Annotated in this window: 18 protein-coding genes and 1 tRNA gene; 5 read left to right on the forward strand and 14 right to left on the reverse strand. The window is 45.1% G+C overall.

The window, feature by feature from the left end; genetic code table 11:
- Positions 1-60 precede the first annotated feature (60 nt).
- Positions 61-534 (forward strand): Cys-tRNA(Pro) deacylase, encoded by a 474-nt coding sequence (ybaK, locus tag AB4407_RS08050; protein WP_009848722.1) that lies wholly within the window; start codon positions 61-63, stop codon positions 532-534.
- A gap of 128 nt (positions 535-662) precedes the next feature.
- On the opposite strand, the gene rluF is transcribed toward ybaK, so the two are convergent.
- The 3 genes from rluF to AB4407_RS08065 all read right to left on the reverse strand — a co-directional run bounded on the left by rluF (position 663) and on the right by AB4407_RS08065 (position 2,869).
- A complete protein-coding gene (rluF, locus tag AB4407_RS08055) occupies positions 663-1,802 on the reverse strand; it encodes a 23S rRNA pseudouridine(2604) synthase RluF (protein WP_372120130.1) in 1,140 nt (379 codons plus the stop codon).
- Positions 1,803-1,979: 177 nt separating this feature from the next.
- A complete protein-coding gene (smrA, locus tag AB4407_RS08060; RefSeq protein WP_009848720.1) occupies positions 1,980-2,561 on the reverse strand; it encodes a DNA endonuclease SmrA in 582 nt (193 codons plus the stop codon).
- Between the two features lie 167 nt (positions 2,562-2,728).
- The gene (locus AB4407_RS08065) at positions 2,729-2,869 is read right to left on the reverse strand and encodes a DUF3149 domain-containing protein (RefSeq protein ID WP_004736246.1); all 141 of its coding nucleotides are present in this window, start codon (positions 2,867-2,869) and stop codon (positions 2,729-2,731) included.
- A gap of 255 nt (positions 2,870-3,124) precedes the next feature.
- Here AB4407_RS08065 and AB4407_RS08070 point away from each other — a divergent pair.
- A tRNA-Pro gene (locus AB4407_RS08070) sits at positions 3,125-3,201 on the forward strand.
- A 268-nt stretch (positions 3,202-3,469) separates the two neighbouring features.
- Here AB4407_RS08070 and AB4407_RS08075 read toward each other — a convergent pair.
- Positions 3,470-4,357 carry a TraB/GumN family protein gene (locus AB4407_RS08075; RefSeq protein ID WP_372120132.1) on the reverse strand — a complete coding sequence of 296 codons (888 nt, stop codon included), beginning with the start codon at positions 4,355-4,357 and terminating at the stop codon, positions 3,470-3,472.
- A gap of 406 nt (positions 4,358-4,763) precedes the next feature.
- On the opposite strand from AB4407_RS08075, the gene AB4407_RS08080 reads away from it, so the two are divergent.
- A complete protein-coding gene (locus AB4407_RS08080; protein ID WP_372120134.1) occupies positions 4,764-7,418 on the forward strand; it encodes a beta-N-acetylhexosaminidase in 2,655 nt (884 codons plus the stop codon).
- A gap of 531 nt (positions 7,419-7,949) precedes the next feature.
- Positions 7,950-8,663 (forward strand): oligogalacturonate-specific porin KdgM family protein, encoded by a 714-nt coding sequence (locus AB4407_RS08085; RefSeq protein ID WP_372120136.1) that lies wholly within the window; start codon positions 7,950-7,952, stop codon positions 8,661-8,663.
- Positions 8,664-8,912: 249 nt separating this feature from the next.
- On the opposite strand, the gene AB4407_RS08090 is transcribed toward AB4407_RS08085, so the two are convergent.
- Positions 8,913-9,353: a DUF411 domain-containing protein gene (locus tag AB4407_RS08090; protein WP_372064333.1), complete on the reverse strand. Its 441-nt coding sequence runs from the start codon at positions 9,351-9,353 to the stop codon at positions 8,913-8,915.
- Positions 9,343-12,156 carry a copper-translocating P-type ATPase gene (locus AB4407_RS08095; RefSeq protein WP_372120138.1) on the reverse strand — a complete coding sequence of 938 codons (2,814 nt, stop codon included), beginning with the start codon at positions 12,154-12,156 and terminating at the stop codon, positions 9,343-9,345. The genes AB4407_RS08090 and AB4407_RS08095 overlap by 11 nt, the downstream gene beginning before the upstream one ends.
- Before the next feature lie 288 nt (positions 12,157-12,444).
- Here AB4407_RS08095 and gltX point away from each other — a divergent pair, with 288 nt between their 5' ends.
- Entirely contained in the window at positions 12,445-13,872 is a 1,428-nt protein-coding gene (gene gltX, locus AB4407_RS08100; RefSeq protein WP_102546531.1) for a glutamate--tRNA ligase, read from the forward strand.
- 86 nt (positions 13,873-13,958) lie between these two features.
- Here the strand turns inward: gltX and AB4407_RS08105 are convergent, their stop codons facing one another.
- The 8 genes from AB4407_RS08105 to AB4407_RS08140 are packed head-to-tail and all read right to left on the reverse strand — an operon-like array spanning position 13,959 to position 21,742.
- A complete protein-coding gene (locus tag AB4407_RS08105; RefSeq protein WP_372120140.1) occupies positions 13,959-15,182 on the reverse strand; it encodes a beta-ketoacyl-ACP synthase in 1,224 nt (407 codons plus the stop codon).
- Positions 15,179-15,904, reverse strand: coding sequence for a 3-ketoacyl-ACP reductase FabG2 (locus tag AB4407_RS08110; RefSeq protein WP_017099148.1), 726 nt, complete (start codon positions 15,902-15,904; stop codon positions 15,179-15,181). Before AB4407_RS08110 ends, AB4407_RS08105 begins: the two co-directional genes overlap by 4 nt.
- A complete protein-coding gene (locus tag AB4407_RS08115; RefSeq protein WP_086048913.1) occupies positions 15,901-16,365 on the reverse strand; it encodes a hotdog family protein in 465 nt (154 codons plus the stop codon). The genes AB4407_RS08110 and AB4407_RS08115 overlap by 4 nt, the downstream gene beginning before the upstream one ends.
- Entirely contained in the window at positions 16,358-17,557 is a 1,200-nt protein-coding gene (locus AB4407_RS08120; protein WP_372120142.1) for a beta-ketoacyl-[acyl-carrier-protein] synthase family protein, read from the reverse strand. Before AB4407_RS08120 ends, AB4407_RS08115 begins: the two co-directional genes overlap by 8 nt.
- 5 nt (positions 17,558-17,562) lie before the next feature.
- Positions 17,563-18,186, reverse strand: a complete 624-nt coding sequence (locus tag AB4407_RS08125; protein ID WP_372120144.1) for a DUF3261 domain-containing protein — start codon at positions 18,184-18,186, stop codon at positions 17,563-17,565.
- Positions 18,183-20,555, reverse strand: coding sequence for an MMPL family transporter (locus AB4407_RS08130; protein WP_372120146.1), 2,373 nt, complete (start codon positions 20,553-20,555; stop codon positions 18,183-18,185). The genes AB4407_RS08125 and AB4407_RS08130 overlap by 4 nt, the downstream gene beginning before the upstream one ends.
- Positions 20,527-21,225 carry an outer membrane lipoprotein carrier protein LolA gene (locus AB4407_RS08135; RefSeq protein ID WP_372120148.1) on the reverse strand — a complete coding sequence of 233 codons (699 nt, stop codon included), beginning with the start codon at positions 21,223-21,225 and terminating at the stop codon, positions 20,527-20,529. Before AB4407_RS08135 ends, AB4407_RS08130 begins: the two co-directional genes overlap by 29 nt.
- Positions 21,212-21,742 carry an acyl-CoA thioesterase gene (locus AB4407_RS08140; RefSeq protein WP_372120150.1) on the reverse strand — a complete coding sequence of 177 codons (531 nt, stop codon included), beginning with the start codon at positions 21,740-21,742 and terminating at the stop codon, positions 21,212-21,214. The genes AB4407_RS08135 and AB4407_RS08140 overlap by 14 nt, the downstream gene beginning before the upstream one ends.
- Positions 21,743-21,757 lie beyond the last annotated feature (15 nt).

Raw genomic sequence — 21,757 nt, forward strand, 5'->3', positions numbered from 1 at the left:
TAACTGATCGGCATTAACGCCTCGGCGTCGCTTTTTGTTTATCTATCGTTTGGATTTGTTATGACCCCTGCAATCAATCTCGCCAAGAAAAAGAAAATCGCTCACAGTGTGCATCAGTATCATCATGATGCGAATAACACGAATTATGGATTAGAGGCTGTCGAAGCGCTTGGTCAAGATCCCAAACGTGTATTCAAAACGCTTTTGTTCAGCTTGAATGGTGTGGCGAAAGATTTGGCGGTTGCCGTTATTCCCGTCGATCAGAAGCTAAATCTAAAGTTTGCAGCAAAAGCGGCGAAAGGTAAAAAAGCAGAGATGGCTGATCCAGATATTGCTCAGAAAACGACAGGTTATGTGGTGGGAGGAATCAGTCCTCTTGGTCAGAAAAAAGCATTGCCTACCTTTGTTCATTCCAGCGCTACCGATTTTGAAACGATATGTGTGAGTGCAGGGAAGAGAGGGTTAGAGATCGAGCTAGACCCGAAAGACTTAGTACTACTTACGCGTGGTCAGTTTGCTGAACTATGCCTGTAGCTTGTGCTTTCCATAACGATAAATGTACATGATCACAAATAAAAACGCCCGCTAGATTAATCTAGCGGGCGTTTCTTTATCGACTGTCCCGTCCTGAAATGTGTTTACACATTGAGGGAGAATTATGACTACTTTTTCAAACCTAAAGTACCACCAACACGTTTCGGTGCAGGTTTGTTCGGTCTGTTTGAATCTTGACTGCGGTTTGTCGGCTTACCGCTTCTACGTTCGTTATTGTCGCGATCTGTGCGATTGCGATCCGAACGGCTTTTATCTGAAGTAGAACGCTCTGAACGAGAGTTTGATTTCCAGTTCTCGGTATTGCCACCGCCACTGCTTTCACCATTCGATGAATTACGGCCTCGTTTCGAGTTAGGTGCATGACGGAATTCGTCCGCATTGTTACCGCGGTAAGTGCGAGTACGATTTTCGTTTTGATTGCGGCGCGCTGTGGAAGTTTGGTTTTCTTCACGGCTATCGAAAAGTTTTGCGTCTGTCGCTTTACGAATACGCTGGCCTTTCGCGTTCATTTTTGACGCATCTTCAGTACTTACAGAGCCTTCACACATCGCTAAAATTTCAGTGATCTCTTCGTCGCTCAGGTAGCGCCATTTTCCGTTAGGAATACCGTCTAGTGAGATGTTCATAATACGAACGCGGCGCAGTTTAAATACTTCGTAACCCAATGCTTCACACATACGGCGAATTTGGCGGTTAAGGCCTTGCGTTAGTGTGATTCGGAACGAGAACTTGGTCTCTTTCTCTACCTTACATGGCAAGGTAACCGTATCGAGAATATGAACGCCAGCGCCCATTTGCTTCAAGAACTCAGTCGTAATAGGTTTATCTACACGAACCACGTATTCTTTTTCGTGGTTGTTACCTGCACGTAGGATTTTGTTTACGATATCGCCGTCGTTGGTCAAGAAGATAAGACCATCAGAAGGCTTATCTAGACGACCAATAGGGAATATACGCTTGTGGTGACCTATAAAGTCGACGATGTTGCCTGGAATATCACGCTCAGTAGTACAGGTGATACCTGTTGGTTTATTAAGAGCAATGTAGATCGGCTTTTCTCTTGAACGAACAGGTTTATTGTCGATCTCAACATCATCACCAGGCAAGACTTTAGTACCCATTTCAGGGATCTTACCGTTAATAGTAACTCGGCCAGCATCAATGAGCTTATCGGCTTCGCGGCGTGAGCAAAAACCAGTTTCACTGATGTATTTATTAAGGCGTTTAGCTTGGGATTCTTGTGACATGATATTCTCTTAGCGTTTCACAACGGAAATATAGATAAACAAAAAGCAACCTTTGGATAGTTGCTTTGAGTTGGGATTCGTTAACTGAGGACAATTTTAGCACTTGGTGTGAGTCTAGGCACGAAATATCGCTCTTGATGCAAGACAGCTATCAACTTACTTATCAATCTCAACTTATCAACTGCTGCGCTTTTGATGGCGCTCTCTGTTTTCTAGTTTTTTGTCATTACTCTTTCTGAGCATGACATAGACCGCGCCTGTACCACCGTGAAACTGCTGAGCTGAATGAACACATTGAACATCGTTAATTTGTGTTAGCCAATTTGCCACGTAGCTTTTCATCATTGCTGGTGGATTCGAACGCTCACCTTTACCGTGGACAATGATAACGGTGCGAACATCCATTCTTAAACACTGGCGTAAAAATGAGAGTACTTCGTTACGAGCGTCTTTCAGTGTTTTCCTGTGAAGGTCGAGTTTGGCTTGAATTGGATACTTGCCCAAGCGCAGCTTTTTGTATACGCCTTCTTGTACACCATCTTTCTTATAAGCAATGACATCGTCAGGTTTGATCATTGGAGAGTAGTCTAATGATAAGTAGTCTTTCTCGTCGTCAGACAGCCACATAGCGGCTTCACGCTTAGCAAGGTGAGATTCTGTGACTCGGTGTACTTTCTGGTGTTCGGCGGTGTCATGGTCGATACGTTTAACATCGCCCATCATTTCTTGGAATAGATCTAAGTCGTCATCATGAGACATAGTGTGTATCTCAAGTTGGATAAGGATAGGTTAAGTATACCTAAGTTGAGGCCGGGTTTGAAAATGAAAAAACCGGAGAAGACAATAAGTCGGCTCCGGTGCAAAGCGTTTTTACATCTACATAAAGAAAATGATACTTAAAAGTAGATGATTTAGGCTGAGCGATTCTAGTGAGGAGATTTTTCAGTCATAACTTTGTAGATGAAGAAGCCTCCATAGAACATCATGAGACCCAGAGCCCCGAATATTACTATCATTGAAGATAGCCCCACCGCATTACCAAATAGGAGTTCTAGCCAAAAGTCCATGTGTATACCTCAAAGTTATATGACACGAGTTAGTGTATTAACTGGTGTTATCAATTCACTGATCTGGATCAATCCTGTTTCATAAGTTAAATACTTGTTGGTAACTGTGTGTTTTTCGTCACATTGGCATTTCACTTGTACGTCTTTTGTTCGAACGATTCGATATTGTAAAAAAGAGTGGAAAAAGCCCTTGCGGATAAACTCAGAATCCGTATTATACGCTTCATCGACAGGCAATCAGCCAGTTAGATATCTCGGTGAATAGCGCAGCTTGGTAGCGCATCTGGTTTGGGACCAGAGGGTCGGGGGTTCGAATCCCTCTTCACCGACCACATTTAGAAAGCCGTAGCAGAGATGCTACGGCTTTTTTGCATTTGCACTTTTGTCTCGATTCGATTTGCTTTTGAACCCAAGCGGAGTTCGCCTGAGATTCCAAATAAACTCTTCACCGCCACATTAAAGAAAGCCGTAGTACTCTTTGTAATAGAAGGTGCTACGGCTTTTTTGTATTTTGGAATAATTAAAGCGTTTATATGGTTTAGGCCATGAGGGGACGCCAGTACCATCCTCATAGCGAGAAGACAACGACGCTGAACCTGGCTAGCTTTTCGCATCAACCTCAAATTGACACTGAGCCTGTTGGCTTTGTGATTGTTGAGTGACATTGAAACCTTTCTCTTCTAACAACTGCAATAAGTTACCTTCTCCTATTAGGTGCAAGGCGCCAACCACAATTAAGTAGCTCTCTTTCGAGTCAAGTTTCCAATCATTGGCAGACAGCTTGTTTGCCCAGTCTATATTGCGATCGGTTAAAAATGCTTTCTCTAGTTCAGGTGACATCTCAGACAGCTCTGCGAAAGCTTCCAGCTTCGCTAAATCACCCGCTTTCCAACTTTCGATTAAGCAATGAACCACACGATCAGTTTGGTCAAACTCTTCAAGGCTACTGACTAACCACTCCTTACCGTCGTCCTTTTGTTTTGTCATCAGGTCTATTTGGAATTGAAGCGGCTCTAAGCTGATAACGGGAACATCTTGGATAGTCGCTTTGTAAGCTAGCGTCGCATCAACGCCGCCGGCGGAGCCATAACCGAGTTTTTTTAACTGCTGCATCTGTATAGAAAGAGATGTCGCCCAAGGCGGTGAGCTAAGCAGTTGTTGCGCTGGCATACCCAATGATTTTGATATGTCGGTTAATAATTGTTTTTGTTGTTTGTTTAATACATCAGCGGTGGTCACTTTGGTCGTCGGATAAACGACACCCTCTGTCTTTCTTATATCCGTTTCGATAACTAAGCCATCACTGTTTTTTAGCGCGTCAGTGATTGCCGAAGGAAGTGGGTACATACTCTCGTCCCCAACGTGCACCGAACCTAAGATCGTGAGTGTCAGATCATCCTTTTTTGCTTGCCAATAAAGAGGCTCGGCGACCGCTTGCCTAGCTGAAAAAACGAGAACGAATAAAACCATGTACCAGAGTGGGCGCAAAGGGGGCTCCTTAAGGAAGTATTAAACTCGTTAAAATCGATTTTGACGGTGTTTTTTAACGGTTTTTTTTGAGAACGATGTCACGTTGTTTGTACGAAAAGTATAACAATCCGAACAAACTCTTAAACCTTTCTCCCTATCAACGACACGATTTTATGAAATTCACTAAAAAGATTGTGATTCAATTCTCAATTTTTACGTCAAAATAAAACTGACGGAAGTGCCGTGGATTCTAACTTTATGATTTTTAAATGGTTATTTCTATCACTGTTTTTGAGATTTGAAGCCGATCACTGAATTGTCCAGATTTAATTCACGCCAAAAAATAAGCCCATATAGTTTATCTAACTTTCGAAGCGCTCCAATTTGCTTCTTACTCAATTTTTTAAATTTATGGGTGAATACGATGTTGAAGAGAAACTTACTATCTGTAGCGGTACTGGCTGGTTTAGCGGGTTGTGCTGTGACACAAGCACCAGAACAACAGGTGGTTAATGCACTGGCTGATAACCTTGATGTGCAATACGAAATCTTGACGAACCACGGTGCAAACGAAGGCATGGCTTGTCAGGACTTAGGCGCAGAGTGGGCATCATGTAATAAAGTGAACATGACGTTAACTAACGATGGTGAAGCGATTGATTCAAAAGACTGGACCATCTACTTTCACAGTATTCGCCTTATCTTAGATGTTGATAATGAGCAGTTTAAAATCACTCGTGTCACGGGTGACCTACACAAGCTCGAACCAACAGAAAAGTTCGATGGTTTTGCAGCGGGTGAAGAAGTGATTCTTCCCTTAACGAGTGAGTACTGGCAACTGTTTGAAACTGACTTTATGCCGGGTGCATTCGTAACTGCGCCAAACGCAGAACCTAAGATGATTGCTTCATTGAATACTGAAGATGTCGCGTCGTTCGTAACCGGTTTGGAAGGAAACAACCTTAAGCGTACACCTGATGACAACAATGTCATGGCAACCGCGGTTACTCGCTTTGAAAAGAATGCAGATCTGGCAACTCAAGATGTATCAACAACGCTATTGCCAACGCCAATGTCGGTAGAAGCGGGTGAAGGTTCAGTAAGTATTGCTGGTGGTATTGCTTTACCAAAAGACGCATTCGACGCTGATCAGTTCGCTGCAATTGAAGAACGTGCAGATGTGGTAAACGTAGATGTGAGTGGTGACCTTCCTGTAAGTGTTGCCGTTGTTCCTACTCAGTTTACGGGTGATTTAGCAAAACCTGGCGCTTATGAACTAAGCATCTCGGAAGAGGGAATTGCGATTAAAGCGTTTGATAAAACAGGTGCTTTCTACGCAGTTCAGTCTATTTTTGGCCTAATAGACAGTCAGAACGCTGAATCACTACCACAACTGTCGATCACAGATGCACCACGCTTTGATTACCGTGGTGTGATGGTGGATGTTGCTCGAAACTTCCACTCAAAAGATGCCATCCTAGCGACGCTAGATCAAATGGCTGCATACAAGATGAATAAACTTCACCTTCACTTAACTGATGATGAAGGTTGGCGTTTAGAAATCCCAGGTTTACCAGAGCTAACGGATGTAGGGTCTAATCGTTGTTTTGATTTGGAAGAGCAAAGCTGTTTACTGCCTCAGCTAGGTTCAGGTCCAACAACAGACAACTTTGGCTCTGGTTTCTTTAGTAAAGCGGATTACGTCGAGATCTTAAGCTACGCAAAAGCGCGCAGCATCGAAGTAATACCAGAAATAGATATGCCAGCACACGCTCGTTCTGCTGTGGTATCTATGGAAGCGCGTTACACTCGCCTAATGGCGGAAGGCAAAGAAGCTGAAGCAAGTGAATATCGCTTGATGGATCCACAAGATACTTCAAACGTGACGACTATTCAGTTCTACGATAAGCACAGCTTCATCAACCCATGTATGGAATCATCGACTCGCTTTGTTGATAAAGTGATTACTGAAATTGCAGCAATGCACAATGAAGCGGGTATGCCGCTAACGACTTGGCACTTTGGTGGTGATGAAGCGAAAAACATCAAGCTAGGCGCAGGCTTTCAAGATGTTGATGCTCAAGACAAAGTGGCATGGAAAGGTAACATTGAGCTAGATAAGCAAGACAAGCCATTCCAACAGTCTCCACAATGTCAGTCTTTGATTGCTGATGGTTCAGTGAGTGATTTCGGTCACTTGCCTGGCTACTTTGCAAAAGAAGTATCAAAAATTGTTGCAGACAAAGGCATTCCTCACTTCCAAGCTTGGCAAGATGGCTTGAAGTATGTGGAAGAGGGTGAATCTGGCTTCGCTACTGAAACGACTCGTGTTAACTTCTGGGACGTTCTTTACTGGGGCGGCACTTCATCAGTGTACGATTGGTCAGCGAAAGGTTATGACGTGATTGTCTCTAACCCAGACTACGTATACATGGATATGCCATACGAAGTAGATGCCGCAGAGCGTGGTTACTACTGGGCAACGCGTGCAACGGATACTCGTAAGATGTTTGGCTTCGCACCAGAAAACATGCCACAAAACGCGGAAACATCATTAGACCGTGACGGCAATGGCTTCTCTGGTAAAGGCGAGATTGAAGCAAAACCTTTCTACGGTTTGTCTGCACAGCTTTGGTCTGAAACAGTTCGTACGGACGAGCAATATGAATACATGGTGTTCCCTCGCGTATTGGCAGCAGCAGAACGCGCATGGCACAGAGCAGATTGGGAAAACGACTACAAAGTGGGCGTTGAGTACTCTCAAGAAACTAACCTAGTGAATAAGCAGGCTCTAAACAGCGACTTCAATCGCTTCGCGAATATTGTTGGTCAACGTGAACTGGCTAAGCTAGAAAAAGCGGGTATTGATTACCGACTACCAGTTCCAGGTGCTCAAGTTGTTGATGGTAAGTTGGCGATGAACGTTCAATTCCCAGGCGTAGAGCTTCAATACTCTGCTGATGGTGAAAACTGGCTAACGTACGATGAGCAACAACAACCATCGGTTTCTGGTGAAACGTACATCCGTTCTATCTCTGAAAGTGGCGAGAAAGTAAGTCGAGTAACGTCAGTTAAATAATCGATAAGCAACATTAATAGATGAGCTCCCTAGCTATTATCTTACTCAGATAAAAGTGGGAGCTTTTTTTCGTCCAAACTAAGTTCGGTATATTTCTTAAACATATAGAAATAGCCTTTGCTTATAACCTCAACAATGCACATAAGGTGAGTTCCATCGCAAAAGTGACGTACTTCTCATTCTTCCCTTAAAAAAATAAGTCGGCCATAAAAAACTATAAATCAGGTGTGATTGAAATAACCGAATCTAATTTTACACCCTGAAATAACGAGATCTTGAACCGTTTTTATTATTGGATTTATTTTTTTATCTATTTTTATGATTTTAACTTTTTGATTGGTAAGGGTTAAATAACTTTTCCTTTTTTTTGTGTGAAGTTGTTCACTAAAGTTTTTAATTTATTTTTCATCGCAAATTAATTCGAGCAAGATAGATTTCATGCCAGGGAGGCTACCAATTACTCAGGCGGCGAAGGTGAATGATATACCGAAGATATGTCGCTGAAAAAAAATCAAACTAAGGCAGTTTACTATGAAAAAAATTATCGCTCTAAGTGCACTTTCTCTTGCTTTCGCTTCTAGTGCTTTCGCTGGTTCTTCTTACGTTACAGGTAATATCCAATTTCACGACGATGGCCGTATCCACGGTTCTGATATGACTTCTACGCTAGAAGCCGGTCACACGTTTGACAACTCTCTAGGCGGCTTCACTGTTTACACTGAGTTTGATGGCATCCAACTTGGCGACCTTGAAGGTCTAACTGCTGCTGAAACCGGTGGCGCTGCAACAACTGGTCAAGCAAATGCATTCATCACTGTTGGTGGTGAGCAAGCTTTCAATATCACTGACAACCTATGGGTTGCAGCGGGTTACCAACATGTCTTCTCTGCTGGCGAGAGCATTCAGTTCCGTCCACTGGTTAAAATTGGTTACAACTTCGACAACGGTATCTCTATTAGTAACCGTACTCGTGCACACATCGATGACACTTCTGCAGATGCTGACACTGATTACCGCATGGATAACCGCATTGCTTACTCTGTAAACGAAGACCTAGCGCTTAGCTACAACAACGTATACATGATTGATGCTGAAGCTATGGATCACGAGCTTCGTGCAACATGGACTCGTCAAGGTGTTCAACCTTACTTCGAATTCCGTAGCCAAGCTAACGGAGTTGATTTCGCGAACGGCGCGTCTAAAACAAACAACGCATTCGTATTCGGTGCATCTTACGGCTTCTAAGCTGATTCAGTTGGCTGCTTAATCGATTAGATTATTAGCCAAGTGAGTTTCTTCGCTAATTAGCTTTTTTGTTAAATAGAGTTTTTGCTAACTAGCGACGAAAACATAGTGGTACTAACAGCCCGGTTGGTGCCGCGACAAGATTTGCTTTACTGTCCAAAAGCAAAGAGCCTAGTAAGTAAACCACAGTCTTGGGTTTGCTTAATGCTAGGCTCTATTTTTATTGCTGTTCGTAGGTCTAATTACGCTCTATTTTCCGTTGTAATGACGGTATTCAAACACCTGACCTTTCTCGTTAAACGCATACACAGAATACTCGTCTTTCTTATCGCCATACTCCATGCCCGGAGAGCCCATTGGCATACCTGGAACCGCCAAGCCAATCGCATTGCGTGGTGGGTTCTCTAAAAAGGCTTTCACGTCCTCTGCAGGAATGTGCCCCTCAAATACGTAACCGTCGATCTCTGCCGTATGGCAAGAAGCCAGTTCTGGCGTTACTCCTAACTTCTGCTTGATTGGGTTCATGTCATCATGGAGTTTCTCTGTGACATCGAAACCTGCGTCTTGCATGTGTTCTGTCCATTCTGTGCAGCAGCCACAATATGGAGACTTATGGTTTAGTACATTAGTAGCGAGAGCTTGTCCTGAAATTGCAGCGAGTGCAGTAAGAGTCATAATTTTACGAATCATGGTTAACCTCATGAATATGCTTATTATTGATATTAGAATGTGTGGGTTTGAACAGTCTTAGCCTGTTGGCATTGCTTACAACCGTAATTGATGACATCGCCATCGCAGCGCCTGCAACGACAGGGCTAAGTAAAAATCCGAAGAATGGGTAGAGCACACCAGCCGCAATTGGAATACCTAACGAGTTATAGATGAAGGCACCAAACAGGTTTTGCTTCATATTTCTCACGGTTGCCTGGGATAGCTCTATCGCATTACTCACAGACAGTGGCGACGAGTTGAGCAGCGTCATTTGCGCACTTTCAATCGCCACATCGCTGCCGCTACCCATTGCTATGCCTATATCTGCTTGAGCCAGTGCCGGGGCGTCGTTAATACCATCTCCGACCATGGCAACGCTCTTATATTGCTGTTGAAGTTGAACAATATGTTGAGCTTTCTGCTCTGGAAGCACTTCCGAGATTACCTCGTCGATACCGACGCTTTTGCCTATCGCTTGAGCAACAGAATCGTTGTCGCCCGTTAATAGCACGGTGTGAATTCCGGCGGATTTTAGTTGAGCAATGGCTTGTTTGCTATCTATTTTTAATGCGTCTGAAATACCGAAGATGCCTTCCAGTTTTTGATCGATTACAACGAAGATGGGTGTCCATGCCTGTGTACGACAAAGCTCGATAAAGTCCGCGCCAATGTCTGTATTGATGCCGAGTTGGGTGAGGTACTTAAGTGAACCTACTTGAACGTTTTTGCCGTTAATCATTGCCTGTACTCCAAGCCCTCGTTGGTTTTCGAATTCGCTGTGGGGTAGTGCTGAAACTTGTAAGCTCTCAGCATATTGGCAAACAGCTTTGGCGAGTGGATGCTCAGACCCCACCTCTACCGAATAAGCGTAAGCCAGTAATTCTTGCTCTGATAGATTGGGGTAAAAGGACTCTTGAACGCTTGGTTTGCCTTGGGTTAACGTACCTGTTTTATCAAATACGACAGCATCGATTTTGCTTGCAGATTGCAACACATCGGCATCCTTGATCAGAACACCAAACTCAGCGGCTTTGCCCACGCCGACAGTAATAGAGAGCGGTGTCGCTAAGCCCAAGGCACATGGACAGGCGATGATCAGTACAGTGGTTGATACCACGAGCATGTAACTTGCACTAGGTTGTGGGCCAACAAAAAACCAAACTAAGGCAGCAGTTGCTGCGATCGCGACCACAACAGGGACGAAAATGGCAGAGATAGAGTCAGCAAGCTTCGCAATCGCAGGCTTGCTGCTTTGTGCTTGGCGAACCATCTGAATGATTCGAGCCAACATGGTGCTTGAGCCAATCCCCGTAGCTTCAATGATCAGGCTGCCATCACCATTGATGGTACCTGCTGAAACGCCATCATTAATCGATTTAACGTTGGGAAGCGGTTCGCCAGTCAGCATCGATTCATCGATATAAGATTCGCCAGATACCACGACACCATCGACAGGGACTTTTTCTCCCGGTTTTACCCGTACTTGCATACCGACTTGAATGGCTTCGACGGCGATGGTTTGTTCTTTACCATCGACGATAACCACGGCTTTTTGAGGTTGTAAATTAATCAGTGCCTGCAAAGATTTGGTGGTGCGTGCTTTGGCTTTGGCTTCAATGTAGTGACCCAAAGAAATAAGGCCAACAATCATGGCGCTCGCTTCAAAATAGACATGGCGCGATGGTTCTGGGAACCATGATGGAATAATCACAACCAACATTGAATAGAACCATGCGGCGCCAGTGCCCAAAGCAACTAGCGTATCCATGGTTGCACGCTTGTGCATCAGTGATTGCCAAGCGTTAGTAAAGAAGCTGCGTCCTGAGATCGCAAGCAGTATCAAACAGACCACACCAACCAGTCCCCAAGCCAATTGGTCGTTAAATGTAGCAATGGTCATGCTGCCACCGAACAGGCCCCATGCCATCAGCGGAGCACCGATAACCAGCGCACTTACTGAATTCTTTAGGAAAGCTTTTTGGGTACGAAGTTGTTGTTCTTGCTGTTTTTGTTGTTGAGTTTCCGCGTCATCGACGAACTCGGCACCGTAACCTGCGGTTTTCACCGACTCTATTAGAGCTGTTTCGATGACGTCACGTGTTTTAGAGGTGAAGACCAAGGCTGTCTGTTCAGCGAGGTTGATCTGAGCTTGGTCGACGAACTCATTCTTTTTCAGTGCTTTCTCGACTGAAGAGACACAACTCGCACACGTCATCCCCTCAAGAACAAGGTGATAAGTATATTGACTCGCAACGGGTTCTGTTGACGTTGTTTTTGTAGGTGCCGATTTTTTATCTTCTTCTAACTCGGAACTTGGTGAGAGGTCATTAGATTCAGCGTATGGGACGGCGTGATAACCCACACTTTCGACCAGCTCAATCACCTCGGATTCAGAAAGAAGAGTAACCAACGACAATTCATGTTTGCTGACTTCTAGGTTTGAGGTTTGATCGGTTTGCTCAAGCGCTTGAGTCAGTTTGTTCACGCACTTGCCGCAGTTAAGGCCGGATAGCGAGAGGTGCAGCTTGTTACCCATGCTGTAGCCAAGGGTCACTAACTGTTCATTGAGTTGAACGTAACTAAAAGGAGTCGAAATGTCGATGTACGTCGGCGATATCTTGTTGATCGTCGTATTATCGAGATCGTCAAACAATGTGCGGACTTTCTTCGCACAACCCATGCAATTTAAGCCGTTGAGCGCAGTTGTGTAATGGTTCATATCGAGACTCCAATTATCATCTACGCCTAACATAAACCTTCCCGTAAGGGTAAGGTCAAACATAAATTCAATAATTCGATATTTGTTGGAATATTGAGTAGTGGAATGGATGAGGTTTATCGCGCGCGCGGCGAGAATTTGCCTTTTTAGAGTATTTGGTATGTGCTTAAGTTATTGGTTTTCCCCTTCTTCGATAGCTTTCGTACAAGAACAGCGTATTTATCATTCACTACTGATTGTAGATTTAAGCGGTGGTGATAAAATAGCGCCCAAAATTTAGTGATATTTTTCTGTTGCAGGCTTTGTAATGGCAATCACTAAAAGAATCACCTACATAATCAAGGTATTTAAATGACGGTTAAAACTCGTTTTGCTCCTAGCCCAACTGGCTATCTTCACGTTGGTGGTGCACGTACTGCACTTTACTCTTGGCTATTCGCTAAGAATCAAGGTGGTGAATTCGTTCTGCGTATCGAAGACACAGACCTTGAGCGTAACTCTCAAGAAGCGGTTGATGCAATTCTAGAAGGCATGCAATGGATGGGTATGGAATGGGATGAAGGTCCTTACTACCAATCTAAGCGTTTTGACCGTTACAACGAAATGGTTGATAAGCTACTTGCTGAAGACAAAGCATTCAAATGCTACGCGTCTAAAGAGCTGCTTGATGAGATTCGTGCAGAGCAAGAAGAAAACAAAGAAATGGCTCGTTACGATGCGAACCACCCTAAAATTGTTGCAGCAAACGAAGCAGCAAAAGAAGGTGATGCGTGCGTTATCCGTTTCCGTAACCCTAAAGAAGGCAGTGTAGTCTTTGATGACCAAATCCGTGGTCGCATCGAAATCTCTAACAGCCAACTTGATGACCTAATCATTCGTCGTACAGACGGTGCACCAACATACAACTTCGTGGTTGTAGTAGATGACTGGGATATGGGTATTACACACGTTGTACGTGGTGAAGACCACATCAACAACACACCTCGTCAAATCAACATCTATGAAGCACTAGGCGCGCCAGTTCCCACTTTCGCTCACTGTGCAATGATTCTTGGTGATGACGGTGCGAAACTTTCTAAGCGCCACGGTGCTGTTTCTGTAATGCAATACCGCGACGAAGGTTACCTACCAAATGCACTAAACAACTACCTAGTTCGTTTAGGTTGGTCTCACGGTGACCAAGAGATCTTCTCTCAAGAAGAGATGATTGAATTCTTCAGCCTGAACGCAATCAGCAAGTCTGCATCTGCATTCAATACTGAAAAGCTACTTTGGTTGAACAACCACTACATCAAGACTTCTGAGCCTGAGTACGTTGCAAAATACCTGCAATGGCACTTAGATGCACAGAAGATCGATACAACAAATGGCCCAGCGATCACTGAAGTGATCACGCTAGTTGGCGAGCGTTGTAACACGCTTATCGAACTTGCTGAGCAATCTCGTTACTTCTACGAAGATTTCTCTGAGTTTGAAGCTGGCGCAGCGAAGAAGCACCTACGTGGTGTTGCTAAAGGTCCACTCGAGCTTGCTCTTGCTAAGGTTGAAGCTCTTGAAGAATTCACAACAGCAAACATCAAAGATGGTGTGATTGCAGCTGTATGTGAAGAGCTAGAGATCGGCATGGGTAAAATCGGCATGCCACTTCGCGTAGCAGTAACAGGTGGCGGTCAGTCTCCTTCTGTTGATGCTGTGATGGAGCTTATAGGTAAAGAGCGCGTAATCGCTCGCATCAAGATGGCTCTTGAGTTCATCGCTGAGCGTGAAGCTAACGCTTAATTGAGCTTTTGCTAGATTCAAAAAAGGGTCAGTAACTAGGTTACTGACCCTTTTTATTTGTCTTGAGTTTTGTCTCAGGAATAAGCTTAAATCTTTTTGAAGATGATTGAGGTATTGATTCCGCCAAAGGCAAAGTTGTTACTCATAACGTACTCAACATTCAATTCACGGCCGGAACCTGTAATGTAATCGAGCTTGCCGCAGCGTTCGTCGATATTCTCAAGGTTTAAGGTTGGGCTGAACCAACCTGAGTGCATCATCTCTAAGCTTAACCAAGCTTCAATGGCGCCACATGCGCCAAGCGTATGGCCAAAGTAGCTTTTCAATGAGCTGATTGGCACTTCTCCGAAAATGTTTGCTGTCGCATTACTTTCAGCAATATCGCCTTTATCTGTTGCCGTTCCGTGCGCCGAAACATAACCAATTTTTTCCGCAGGGAGCTGTGCATCTTTCAGCGCTTTCTCCATACAAATTTGCATGGTTTCCATCTGAGGTTGGGTCACATGGGCTGCATCGCAGTTGCTGGCAAAACCGATGATTTCCGCGTAGATCTTTGCACCGCGAGCAACCGCATGTTCATACTCCTCAAGAACAAGCGTGCCAGCGCCTTCACCGATAACCAGGCCATCGCGCTCACAGTCGTAAGGGCTAGGGGATTTTTCTGGCGTGTCGTTTTTTAAACTGGTCGCAAAAAGGGTATCGAAAACGGCAGACTCGGTTGGGCATAGCTCTTCACCACCACCGGCAACCATCACGGTTTGGTAACCGTGTTTGATTGCTTCATAGGCGTAGCCAATCGCTTGGCTTCCTGAAGTACAGGCACTGCTGGTGGGAATCACGCGGCCGCGCAGACCAAAGAACAGGCCTACGTTGACCGCTGCGGTATGTGGCATCATTTGCACGTAAGTGGTTGCAGTGATCGCTCGCGTCGATTTCTCGTTAAGCATCACGCCAAATGCACCAACGGCATCAGTACTACCGGTTGAAGAACCGTAGGCAATACCGGTTTCGCCATTAGTCAAAACGTCGTGGCCAATCAAGCCTGATTGTTCTAACGCGTTTTCGGTCGCCACTGTTGCTAGACGAGATACACGGCCCATACCACGCACTTGCTTGCGCTTATAGTGTTTAGGCAGTTGAAAGTCGTCAATAGGTGCAGCAAGCTTGGTGTTGAGGCCATCGTACTGCTCAAAGCTTGGCATGTACTGGGTCGCATTTTTACACGCTTTCAGTTTTGGCTCGATGTGCTGCCAATCGTTGCCAAAAGCGGTAACGCCTGACATACCAGTTACAACAACGCGGCGGGTCATACTAAGCCTCCATTAACTGAAATCACTTGGCGAGTGACGTAGCCGGCAATATCCGACATTAGGTAGCTGACTAAGCCTGCTACTTCTTCTGGTTCACCCATGCGGCGTAATGGAACTTGAGGCAGAGCATGCTCTTTTACATGCTCGTCAACCATCCCGGTATCGATTAAACCAGGAGCGACACAGTTTACCGTTATCTTGCGTTTTGCGAGCTCTAGAGCCAGAGACTTAGTTGCGCCAATCACACCTGCTTTTGCTGCGGCATAGTTAGTTTGACCACGGTTGCCCATGATGCCAGACACAGAAGCCAGAGTAACGATTCGACCGCCTTTGCGCTTTTGAACCATTGGCATTACGCACGGGTGAAGTACATTGTAGAAACTGTCGAGGTTGGTGTGGATAACACCATCCCACTCTTCTTCAGTCATAGCTGGGAATGCCGTGTCACGAGTAATACCGGCATTATTCACCACACCATAGTAAGCGCCGTGTTCGGCAATATCTGACTCAAGCGTTTCGCGACATTCGCTGCGATTGCTGATATCAAATTGGATCAGACGTCCTGCAGCACCGAGCTCAGTGATCGACTTTAATGTGTCTTCAGCACCTTGCTTGTCACCCATGTAATGAACGGCGATTTCAAAACCGTCTTTCGCGAGTTGAATAGCGATCGCTTTACCAATGCCTTTACTGGCACCAGTGACTAAAACCTGACGGCTCATGATGGGCTCCTAGTTTTCATTTCTTGTAATTTTTGTTCGGTCGGCACGTAGACGTTGAGTTGGCATTGAGCCACTAACTCGCCTTGGTCTTCGACTCGGGCGGTAAACACGGCCATGCCACTGTCTTCCATCAGTTGTTCAGCATAGATATCAAGGGTTTGACCTTGAGTAAATTCATCACACAGTGACTTGTAGCGACGAGAACCTAATAAAAAACCGATTGGGGGAATGGTGCCATTTTTCAGCGCATGATACCCAGACCATGCAGCAACAGATTGCGCCATAAACTCGATACCCACATAAGCAGGTACGGTTTGAGATTCGGTGTTAAAGAACAGGTTGTGCGCGCCAATGTCGACCTGGCAGTGAATCGATAATGCCTCAACGTTGATAGCTCGATCGATTAATATCATCGGATCATCGTGTGGGAGAAGTTGGTCTACAGAAGGGATATCAGTCATTTATTACACCAAAAATCAGGCTAATGTTGTTGCCACCAAAAGCGAACGAGTTGCTTAAGATGTTCTTTACTTTAAGTTTCTGGGCACAGTTTACCAAATCAATCTCAATATCTTCAGCTTTATACTGACATTTTTGTAAGGGGAGTGGTAAGTCATATTTTAGAATATGCCACGCAATTGCAGCCTCTATCGCACTTGCCGCTCCAAGAGTATGTCCTGTTAGAGGCTTGGTTGAACTGACGGGAACCTTGTTTGAGAAAATACGATAGATGGCTTTGCTTTCCATTGAGTCATTGAGTGGGGTTGCGGTGCCATGGGCATTAATATAACCGATGTCTTCAACTTGTAACTGTGCAGAATCTAACGCCTTTCTCATTGCTTGTTCTGCGCCGTTACCTTCTGGATGGGGTGCAGAAATATGGTGTGCGTCGGAGCTATCACCGCAACCCAGTAGGGCGATGTTCGAAGTACTTTGAGTTGCATCAGTAGCGGTTGATTTTGTCTTGCTAAGCAACATGAATGCCGCAGCTTCTCCGATGTTGATGCCATCACGCTCGGCGCTAAAGGGCTTACAATGTGTCGTTGATAGTGCTTCAAGACCATGAAAGCCATTGAGTGTCAGTTTACACAGTGTATCGACACCGCCAACCAATACAGCATCTGCCATTCCAGAATCTAACAAACGTTGGGCGGTAATAAATACACGGCCACTTGATGAGCAAGCGGTCGAGATCGCGTAGCTTGGTCCTGTTAAAGAGCAGTGTTGGCTGATGAACTCCGATACATTACCAAGCTCTTGTTTTGAATAGTGGAAACCTTCGGGGAAAGAGCCATGTTCTAGTTTGTGTTTAAACGCCGTTTCACCATCAGAAATTCCCGAGGTGCTGGTGCCGATAACTACAGCAATTCTATCGGCACCAAATTGTGATTTTGCTTGCTCGATAGAGTCTTTGATTTGATTAACAGCCGATAACGCCAGTTGATTGTTGCGAGTGGCGTATTCCGCTTGTTCTGATGGGATTTCTGGTAATTCACCTGCGACCTTACCAACGACCGTCGGCTTACCGTCGTTTAGCATGTCGCTCACTTCAACCATATTGGAGTCGCATTCATTGCTGAGGCAGCTATGAATGTCAGCAATGCTTGAGCCTAGTGCGGAGTGGAAACCACAGTCTTGGATATAAATAGGCATGATGTTTAGCTCTTACTTGGGTTATCGACAATCGTTGAGTTCAACGTTTGTATGGTGATGGTGTAGCCTTGAATCAAATGCTTGAAAACAATGTTGCCTGCGGTTTTGTGTGTTCCGGGCTCTGCTTGGTAATCAATTTTAATGATTGCCTGTTGGTTTTCATCAAAGACGGTGCGGCTGTTTTCTGTATCGACCAAATACCAACCGATGTTTTGTAAAGGTTGAGCCCATGCTTCAACTGGCCATAGAGTTAGCATTAAATTAAATAGTACTTGTTCGGGTTGCGGCAGGGTTGCGCCAAGACCAGATAGAACTTGAGTATCAATCGTTTGGTTTTGGTATTGCAGCGATAGAATGCGAGTACCCCAAGAGGAGAAACCCGCCAACACGACTTTGTCTGATGTGACTTCGACTTGAACAGGAAGTTGCTGCGTATCATCTTGCCATGTTGCGCTGATCAGCTGGCTCGCCGTAAATGAGAATCCCAGTTCAGCAGGCAGCGGCAAGGCTAGCTCGGTGTCCTTGTCGATTGCGACACTTGCGCCTGTAGGCTGTTGAGACACCATGGAACAAGCGTTGAGTAATAAGCCAAATCCAACGGCGAGCACTACCTTGATTGTTTTGTTCATCTAAAAGCCTCTCGAGAGTTTGATTTTTCCGCTGCTGGTTCGTTGCTGATTGCAAGTGGCGAAAGCAACCACGCGACGAAAATACCAGTCAGGACGGTAACACCGAAGCTATGAATGGCATGAGTCTGACTCAGTGACAATAAGCCAAATGAGAGTAGCGTCGTGAGGCCTGACAAAGTAATCGCTAACAAGGTGCTTAGTGATTTCTTCTGCTCAGCAAAGAACAAGGTATAGTCGATACCAATCCCTAGAATCAGAATCAGACCCAGTAAGTTAAACAGGTTTAAGGTCGAACCTAAAACGCCGGTGATCGCTAGCCCTGCGATTCCCGCAATTAAAGACGGCAACAGCATCAACAGGCTCTGTTTTACGCCATAGCGCCAACCTAAAACCATTCCAATGGCTGCCAATGCTATTAACAGTAGCTCGGTGATCTTGACTCTGTACTCCGCAAATAGAGCCGAAATTTCATCGGCTTTGTTGAGGTATTTAACACCTTGCTGCTGAGCAAAGCTTGAATCAAGCCATTGAGAGAACAGTTCTGAATTTGTGACGTCTTTGATCAAAATGACTGACGCTGCTTGTCCGTCTATCGGCTTTAACCAAAGTGGCCGAACAGGTTCTGACACCAGTGATTCTAAAAATCCAGATACCGTGATTGGTTCGAATTTTGGTAGTTGTGGAAAAGTAGACCAACCTAGCTTGCTTTGTAATATATGGCTTTGTTGGCCATAGAGCTGTTCAACTAACTGATAGTTATCATGTTGTTGTTGTTTGCTTAGCAACTGTTGATTGATGCTGCGATACCCGGAGATACCTTGGCTGCCGATTAAAGAATCTAAGCTAGTGGTGATCTCTGCCAGTTTATTTAGCAGTTTTTGGTCGCTCTTGGCGGTCACCAGCAGCATATTTTGACCACTGCCTAATCCTGATATCTCAGTAATGGCTTGTTCTTGCTGTTTGAGCTGATCTGGCATCGCTTGAAGTTGACGAATATCGTCGTCGTAGCGAATTTGGCTGAGTGATATCAAACTAACGACAGTCACTATTAATGGTAAGCCAATTCTAAATTTTTGGTTGCTCCAGAGGCTTAACCAAGTATGCCAAAGCTTCGACAAGGGAAGAGGGCGTTCTTGGCTTGGTTTCGCCGCTAGAACGGGATACCAACACACCACGCTGGCGTAAGCCGCAATAAGCCCAATCGATGAAAACAAAGCAAGTTGCTGCAATCCCGGGAAAGGCGCGACCAACAAACCTAAGTAGCCAATCAAGCTGGTGATCAGACCTAAGGTGATCGCAACGAGAATGTGCTTCAAGCCTTTGTAACTTTGCCATTGACTCCCCGCTGCTAAGCGGTCAGTCAAGTAATGAAAGGAGTAATCGATGGACACGCCAATCAAGCTGGCACCGAACACCAAACTAAACAGATGAACCTTGCCGAAGATAGCTACGGTGCTTGCCAGTGCAACCAATAATCCTGTTGTGATTGAAAGCAAGGATAAGGCAAGTGGTAAGGCACTACGAAATGTCAGCCACACCAGTAAAATAACACCGGCTAATGAGCCTAAGCCAATGGTACTGATTTCTGATTTCGCGCTTTCGGTACCGTAATTGGCGTAGAACACCACACCAGTATGCTGCACTTTGGCGCCAAACTGTTTCTCAATCTCACGCTCCAGTGCATCAAGACCCGGAAGTTGTTCTTGAATCGCCAAGCTATATGGTGAGCCTGCCAAAGTCGCCGTCACCAAAACATGAGTTTGGTCATTCGATTGAGTGGTGAGATACCCCTCTTTCAGGACAAAGTTACTTGATTGAACGCCAGCAGCACTGATGTAGTCGCGAAACAGCAAGAATGGGTCGAGAGATAGCTCTGCTGCAGTGACGCCTGAGAAAGGATTGTACAGAGACTGAATGACATATTGAGCTCGCGAATCTGGCGAGTGTGTCAGCGTCTCTTTTTGCTGTTGGGTCAGCAGTTGAGCTCGGTGACGAAAATAGAAATCGCTCCACTGGCTTTGCGTGCTGGCGTTGATTTTGCCCTGCACTTGCTTAAATAGAGGGGCTTGACTTGAGAAAGCTCTTTGGTTGAGTTTTTTTTCAAAAGAGTCAGTCGCGGCAACGGCTTGTTCAATGTCGGTGGCGCTTATGATAAACACCACTTGCTCGCTCATTGAGCTAGATATCTGCTGAAAGGCTTGCTCTACCATTGGGTCTTGCTGGTTTTCAGGCAGCAATTTCATGATGTTGCTTTCAATAGGTACCGATGAAGAAAAAGCGAATTGTTTGATTAACAATCCGCTAAATAGCACTACGACAACTAGCCAGACAAGGGCAAGCTTAGAGTTGAAATTGTTGTGCTTCGGCATCTGATAAAACTTCTGGTTGATGGCTTAATTGGTTAAATTCGATCACCGTGCTGTCTCCGCGTATCTCTTTCAACTCAATGCGTTCAATATCATTTTCACCTTGAAGCGTGATGGCTTCAAACACCGCGTTCATCGGTGAACTTTTGGGCTTTAGGGTCAGTGTCCACCGTGTCTTATCTGAACTTGCGTCTGCACTTTCATCTGAACTTGGCTCGTTCGCTGGTTCAAATGACAGTGAGAACTGCTCTTGGAGTTTTTGAGTATCACCGTGGAACACCGATAGGAAGATATGGCTGAAATAAAACGCCATCGGGTTTTCTTGGTCGGTGATGATCTTGGCTGGTTGATCAGCAAACCTTTGGCTCAGTTTGTTGTCGGTGAGCACCAAGCTCACAGGGAAGGGTGTCGCTTGTGTCCAAAGCAAACCATTCGACTTGTCTAACAGGAAAGTACCTTGTGATGTTAAAGGCTGAGCGAACATTTCCATATTGCGTGTTTGAGTAAACTCCCCACGCACTATGTTGTTTGCACTTAATACTGTTTGCAGTTCTGAAATAGAGCCAACCGTAGCTGTACTTTCATTAGCAATAACAAAGCCACTCGCCATCACAGAGGCAAGCCCTAGTAGTGCGATGCTGATTTGCTTACGTCCGTGCTTAAACAGACTCATGTTTCACCTGCTGCTGTGTGTTAGACACTTGAGATTGTTCGGATTGTTGGTCGCTTGATTGTTGCTCAGTTGATCGAGGTAAGCAGCCAAATTGATGCCAGTGTTCGACTTTATCGGTAAACACTTTCGGCGAAGCAAAACACATCTCTTGCTCTTCAATGGTTACTGCAACCTGCATGGTGTGAGCGCGTGTCATACGAGCACCTGTGTTGGCATCGTGAATTTCGTAGTCAACACGCAAGCGGTTTTCCCACTCAGTTAACTTAGCGGATACCTTGATCTGATGATTAAACGGTATCGCTTTGATGTACTTTACGCGCGTGTCGATGATCGGCCACATGTAGCCTGAATCCTTCATCTCATGGTAGTTGTACTCAATCTTATCCATCATGATGCGCCTTACTTCTTCAAAAAATCGGAAGTAATTACCGTGATAGATCACGCCCATCGGATCGGCATCTTGGAATGAGGTAATCAGAGTCACCTCAGATTGTAATGGATGAAGGATTTCAGACATAAATCGCTCTCAACA

It is taken from the genome of Vibrio sp. 10N.261.46.E11, from assembly GCF_041472735.1.
Taxonomy (GTDB): Bacteria; Pseudomonadota; Gammaproteobacteria; order Enterobacterales; family Vibrionaceae; genus Vibrio.

Coding starts and splice junctions, on each gene's coding strand:
- ybaK (WP_009848722.1), top strand. CDS start 61: ATGACCCCTGCAATCAATCTCGCCAAGAAAAAGAAAATCGCTCACAGT.
- AB4407_RS08105 (WP_372120140.1), bottom strand. CDS start 15,182: ATGACCCGCCGCGTTGTTGTAACTGGTATGTCAGGCGTTACCGCTTTT.
- AB4407_RS08110 (WP_017099148.1), bottom strand. CDS start 15,904: ATGAGCCGTCAGGTTTTAGTCACTGGTGCCAGTAAAGGCATTGGTAAA.
- AB4407_RS08120 (WP_372120142.1), bottom strand. CDS start 17,557: ATGCCTATTTATATCCAAGACTGTGGTTTCCACTCCGCACTAGGCTCA.
- AB4407_RS08095 (WP_372120138.1), bottom strand. CDS start 12,156: ATGTTTGACCTTACCCTTACGGGAAGGTTTATGTTAGGCGTAGATGAT.
- gltX (WP_102546531.1), top strand. CDS start 12,445: ATGACGGTTAAAACTCGTTTTGCTCCTAGCCCAACTGGCTATCTTCAC.
- AB4407_RS08115 (WP_086048913.1), bottom strand. CDS start 16,365: ATGACTGATATCCCTTCTGTAGACCAACTTCTCCCACACGATGATCCG.
- AB4407_RS08140 (WP_372120150.1), bottom strand. CDS start 21,742: ATGTCTGAAATCCTTCATCCATTACAATCTGAGGTGACTCTGATTACC.
- AB4407_RS08080 (WP_372120134.1), top strand. CDS start 4,764: ATGTTGAAGAGAAACTTACTATCTGTAGCGGTACTGGCTGGTTTAGCG.
- AB4407_RS08065 (WP_004736246.1), bottom strand. CDS start 2,869: ATGGACTTTTGGCTAGAACTCCTATTTGGTAATGCGGTGGGGCTATCT.
- rluF (WP_372120130.1), bottom strand. CDS start 1,802: ATGTCACAAGAATCCCAAGCTAAACGCCTTAATAAATACATCAGTGAA.
- AB4407_RS08090 (WP_372064333.1), bottom strand. CDS start 9,353: ATGATTCGTAAAATTATGACTCTTACTGCACTCGCTGCAATTTCAGGA.
- AB4407_RS08135 (WP_372120148.1), bottom strand. CDS start 21,225: ATGAGTCTGTTTAAGCACGGACGTAAGCAAATCAGCATCGCACTACTA.
- AB4407_RS08085 (WP_372120136.1), top strand. CDS start 7,950: ATGAAAAAAATTATCGCTCTAAGTGCACTTTCTCTTGCTTTCGCTTCT.
- smrA (WP_009848720.1), bottom strand. CDS start 2,561: ATGTCTCATGATGACGACTTAGATCTATTCCAAGAAATGATGGGCGAT.
- AB4407_RS08125 (WP_372120144.1), bottom strand. CDS start 18,186: ATGAACAAAACAATCAAGGTAGTGCTCGCCGTTGGATTTGGCTTATTA.
- AB4407_RS08130 (WP_372120146.1), bottom strand. CDS start 20,555: ATGCCGAAGCACAACAATTTCAACTCTAAGCTTGCCCTTGTCTGGCTA.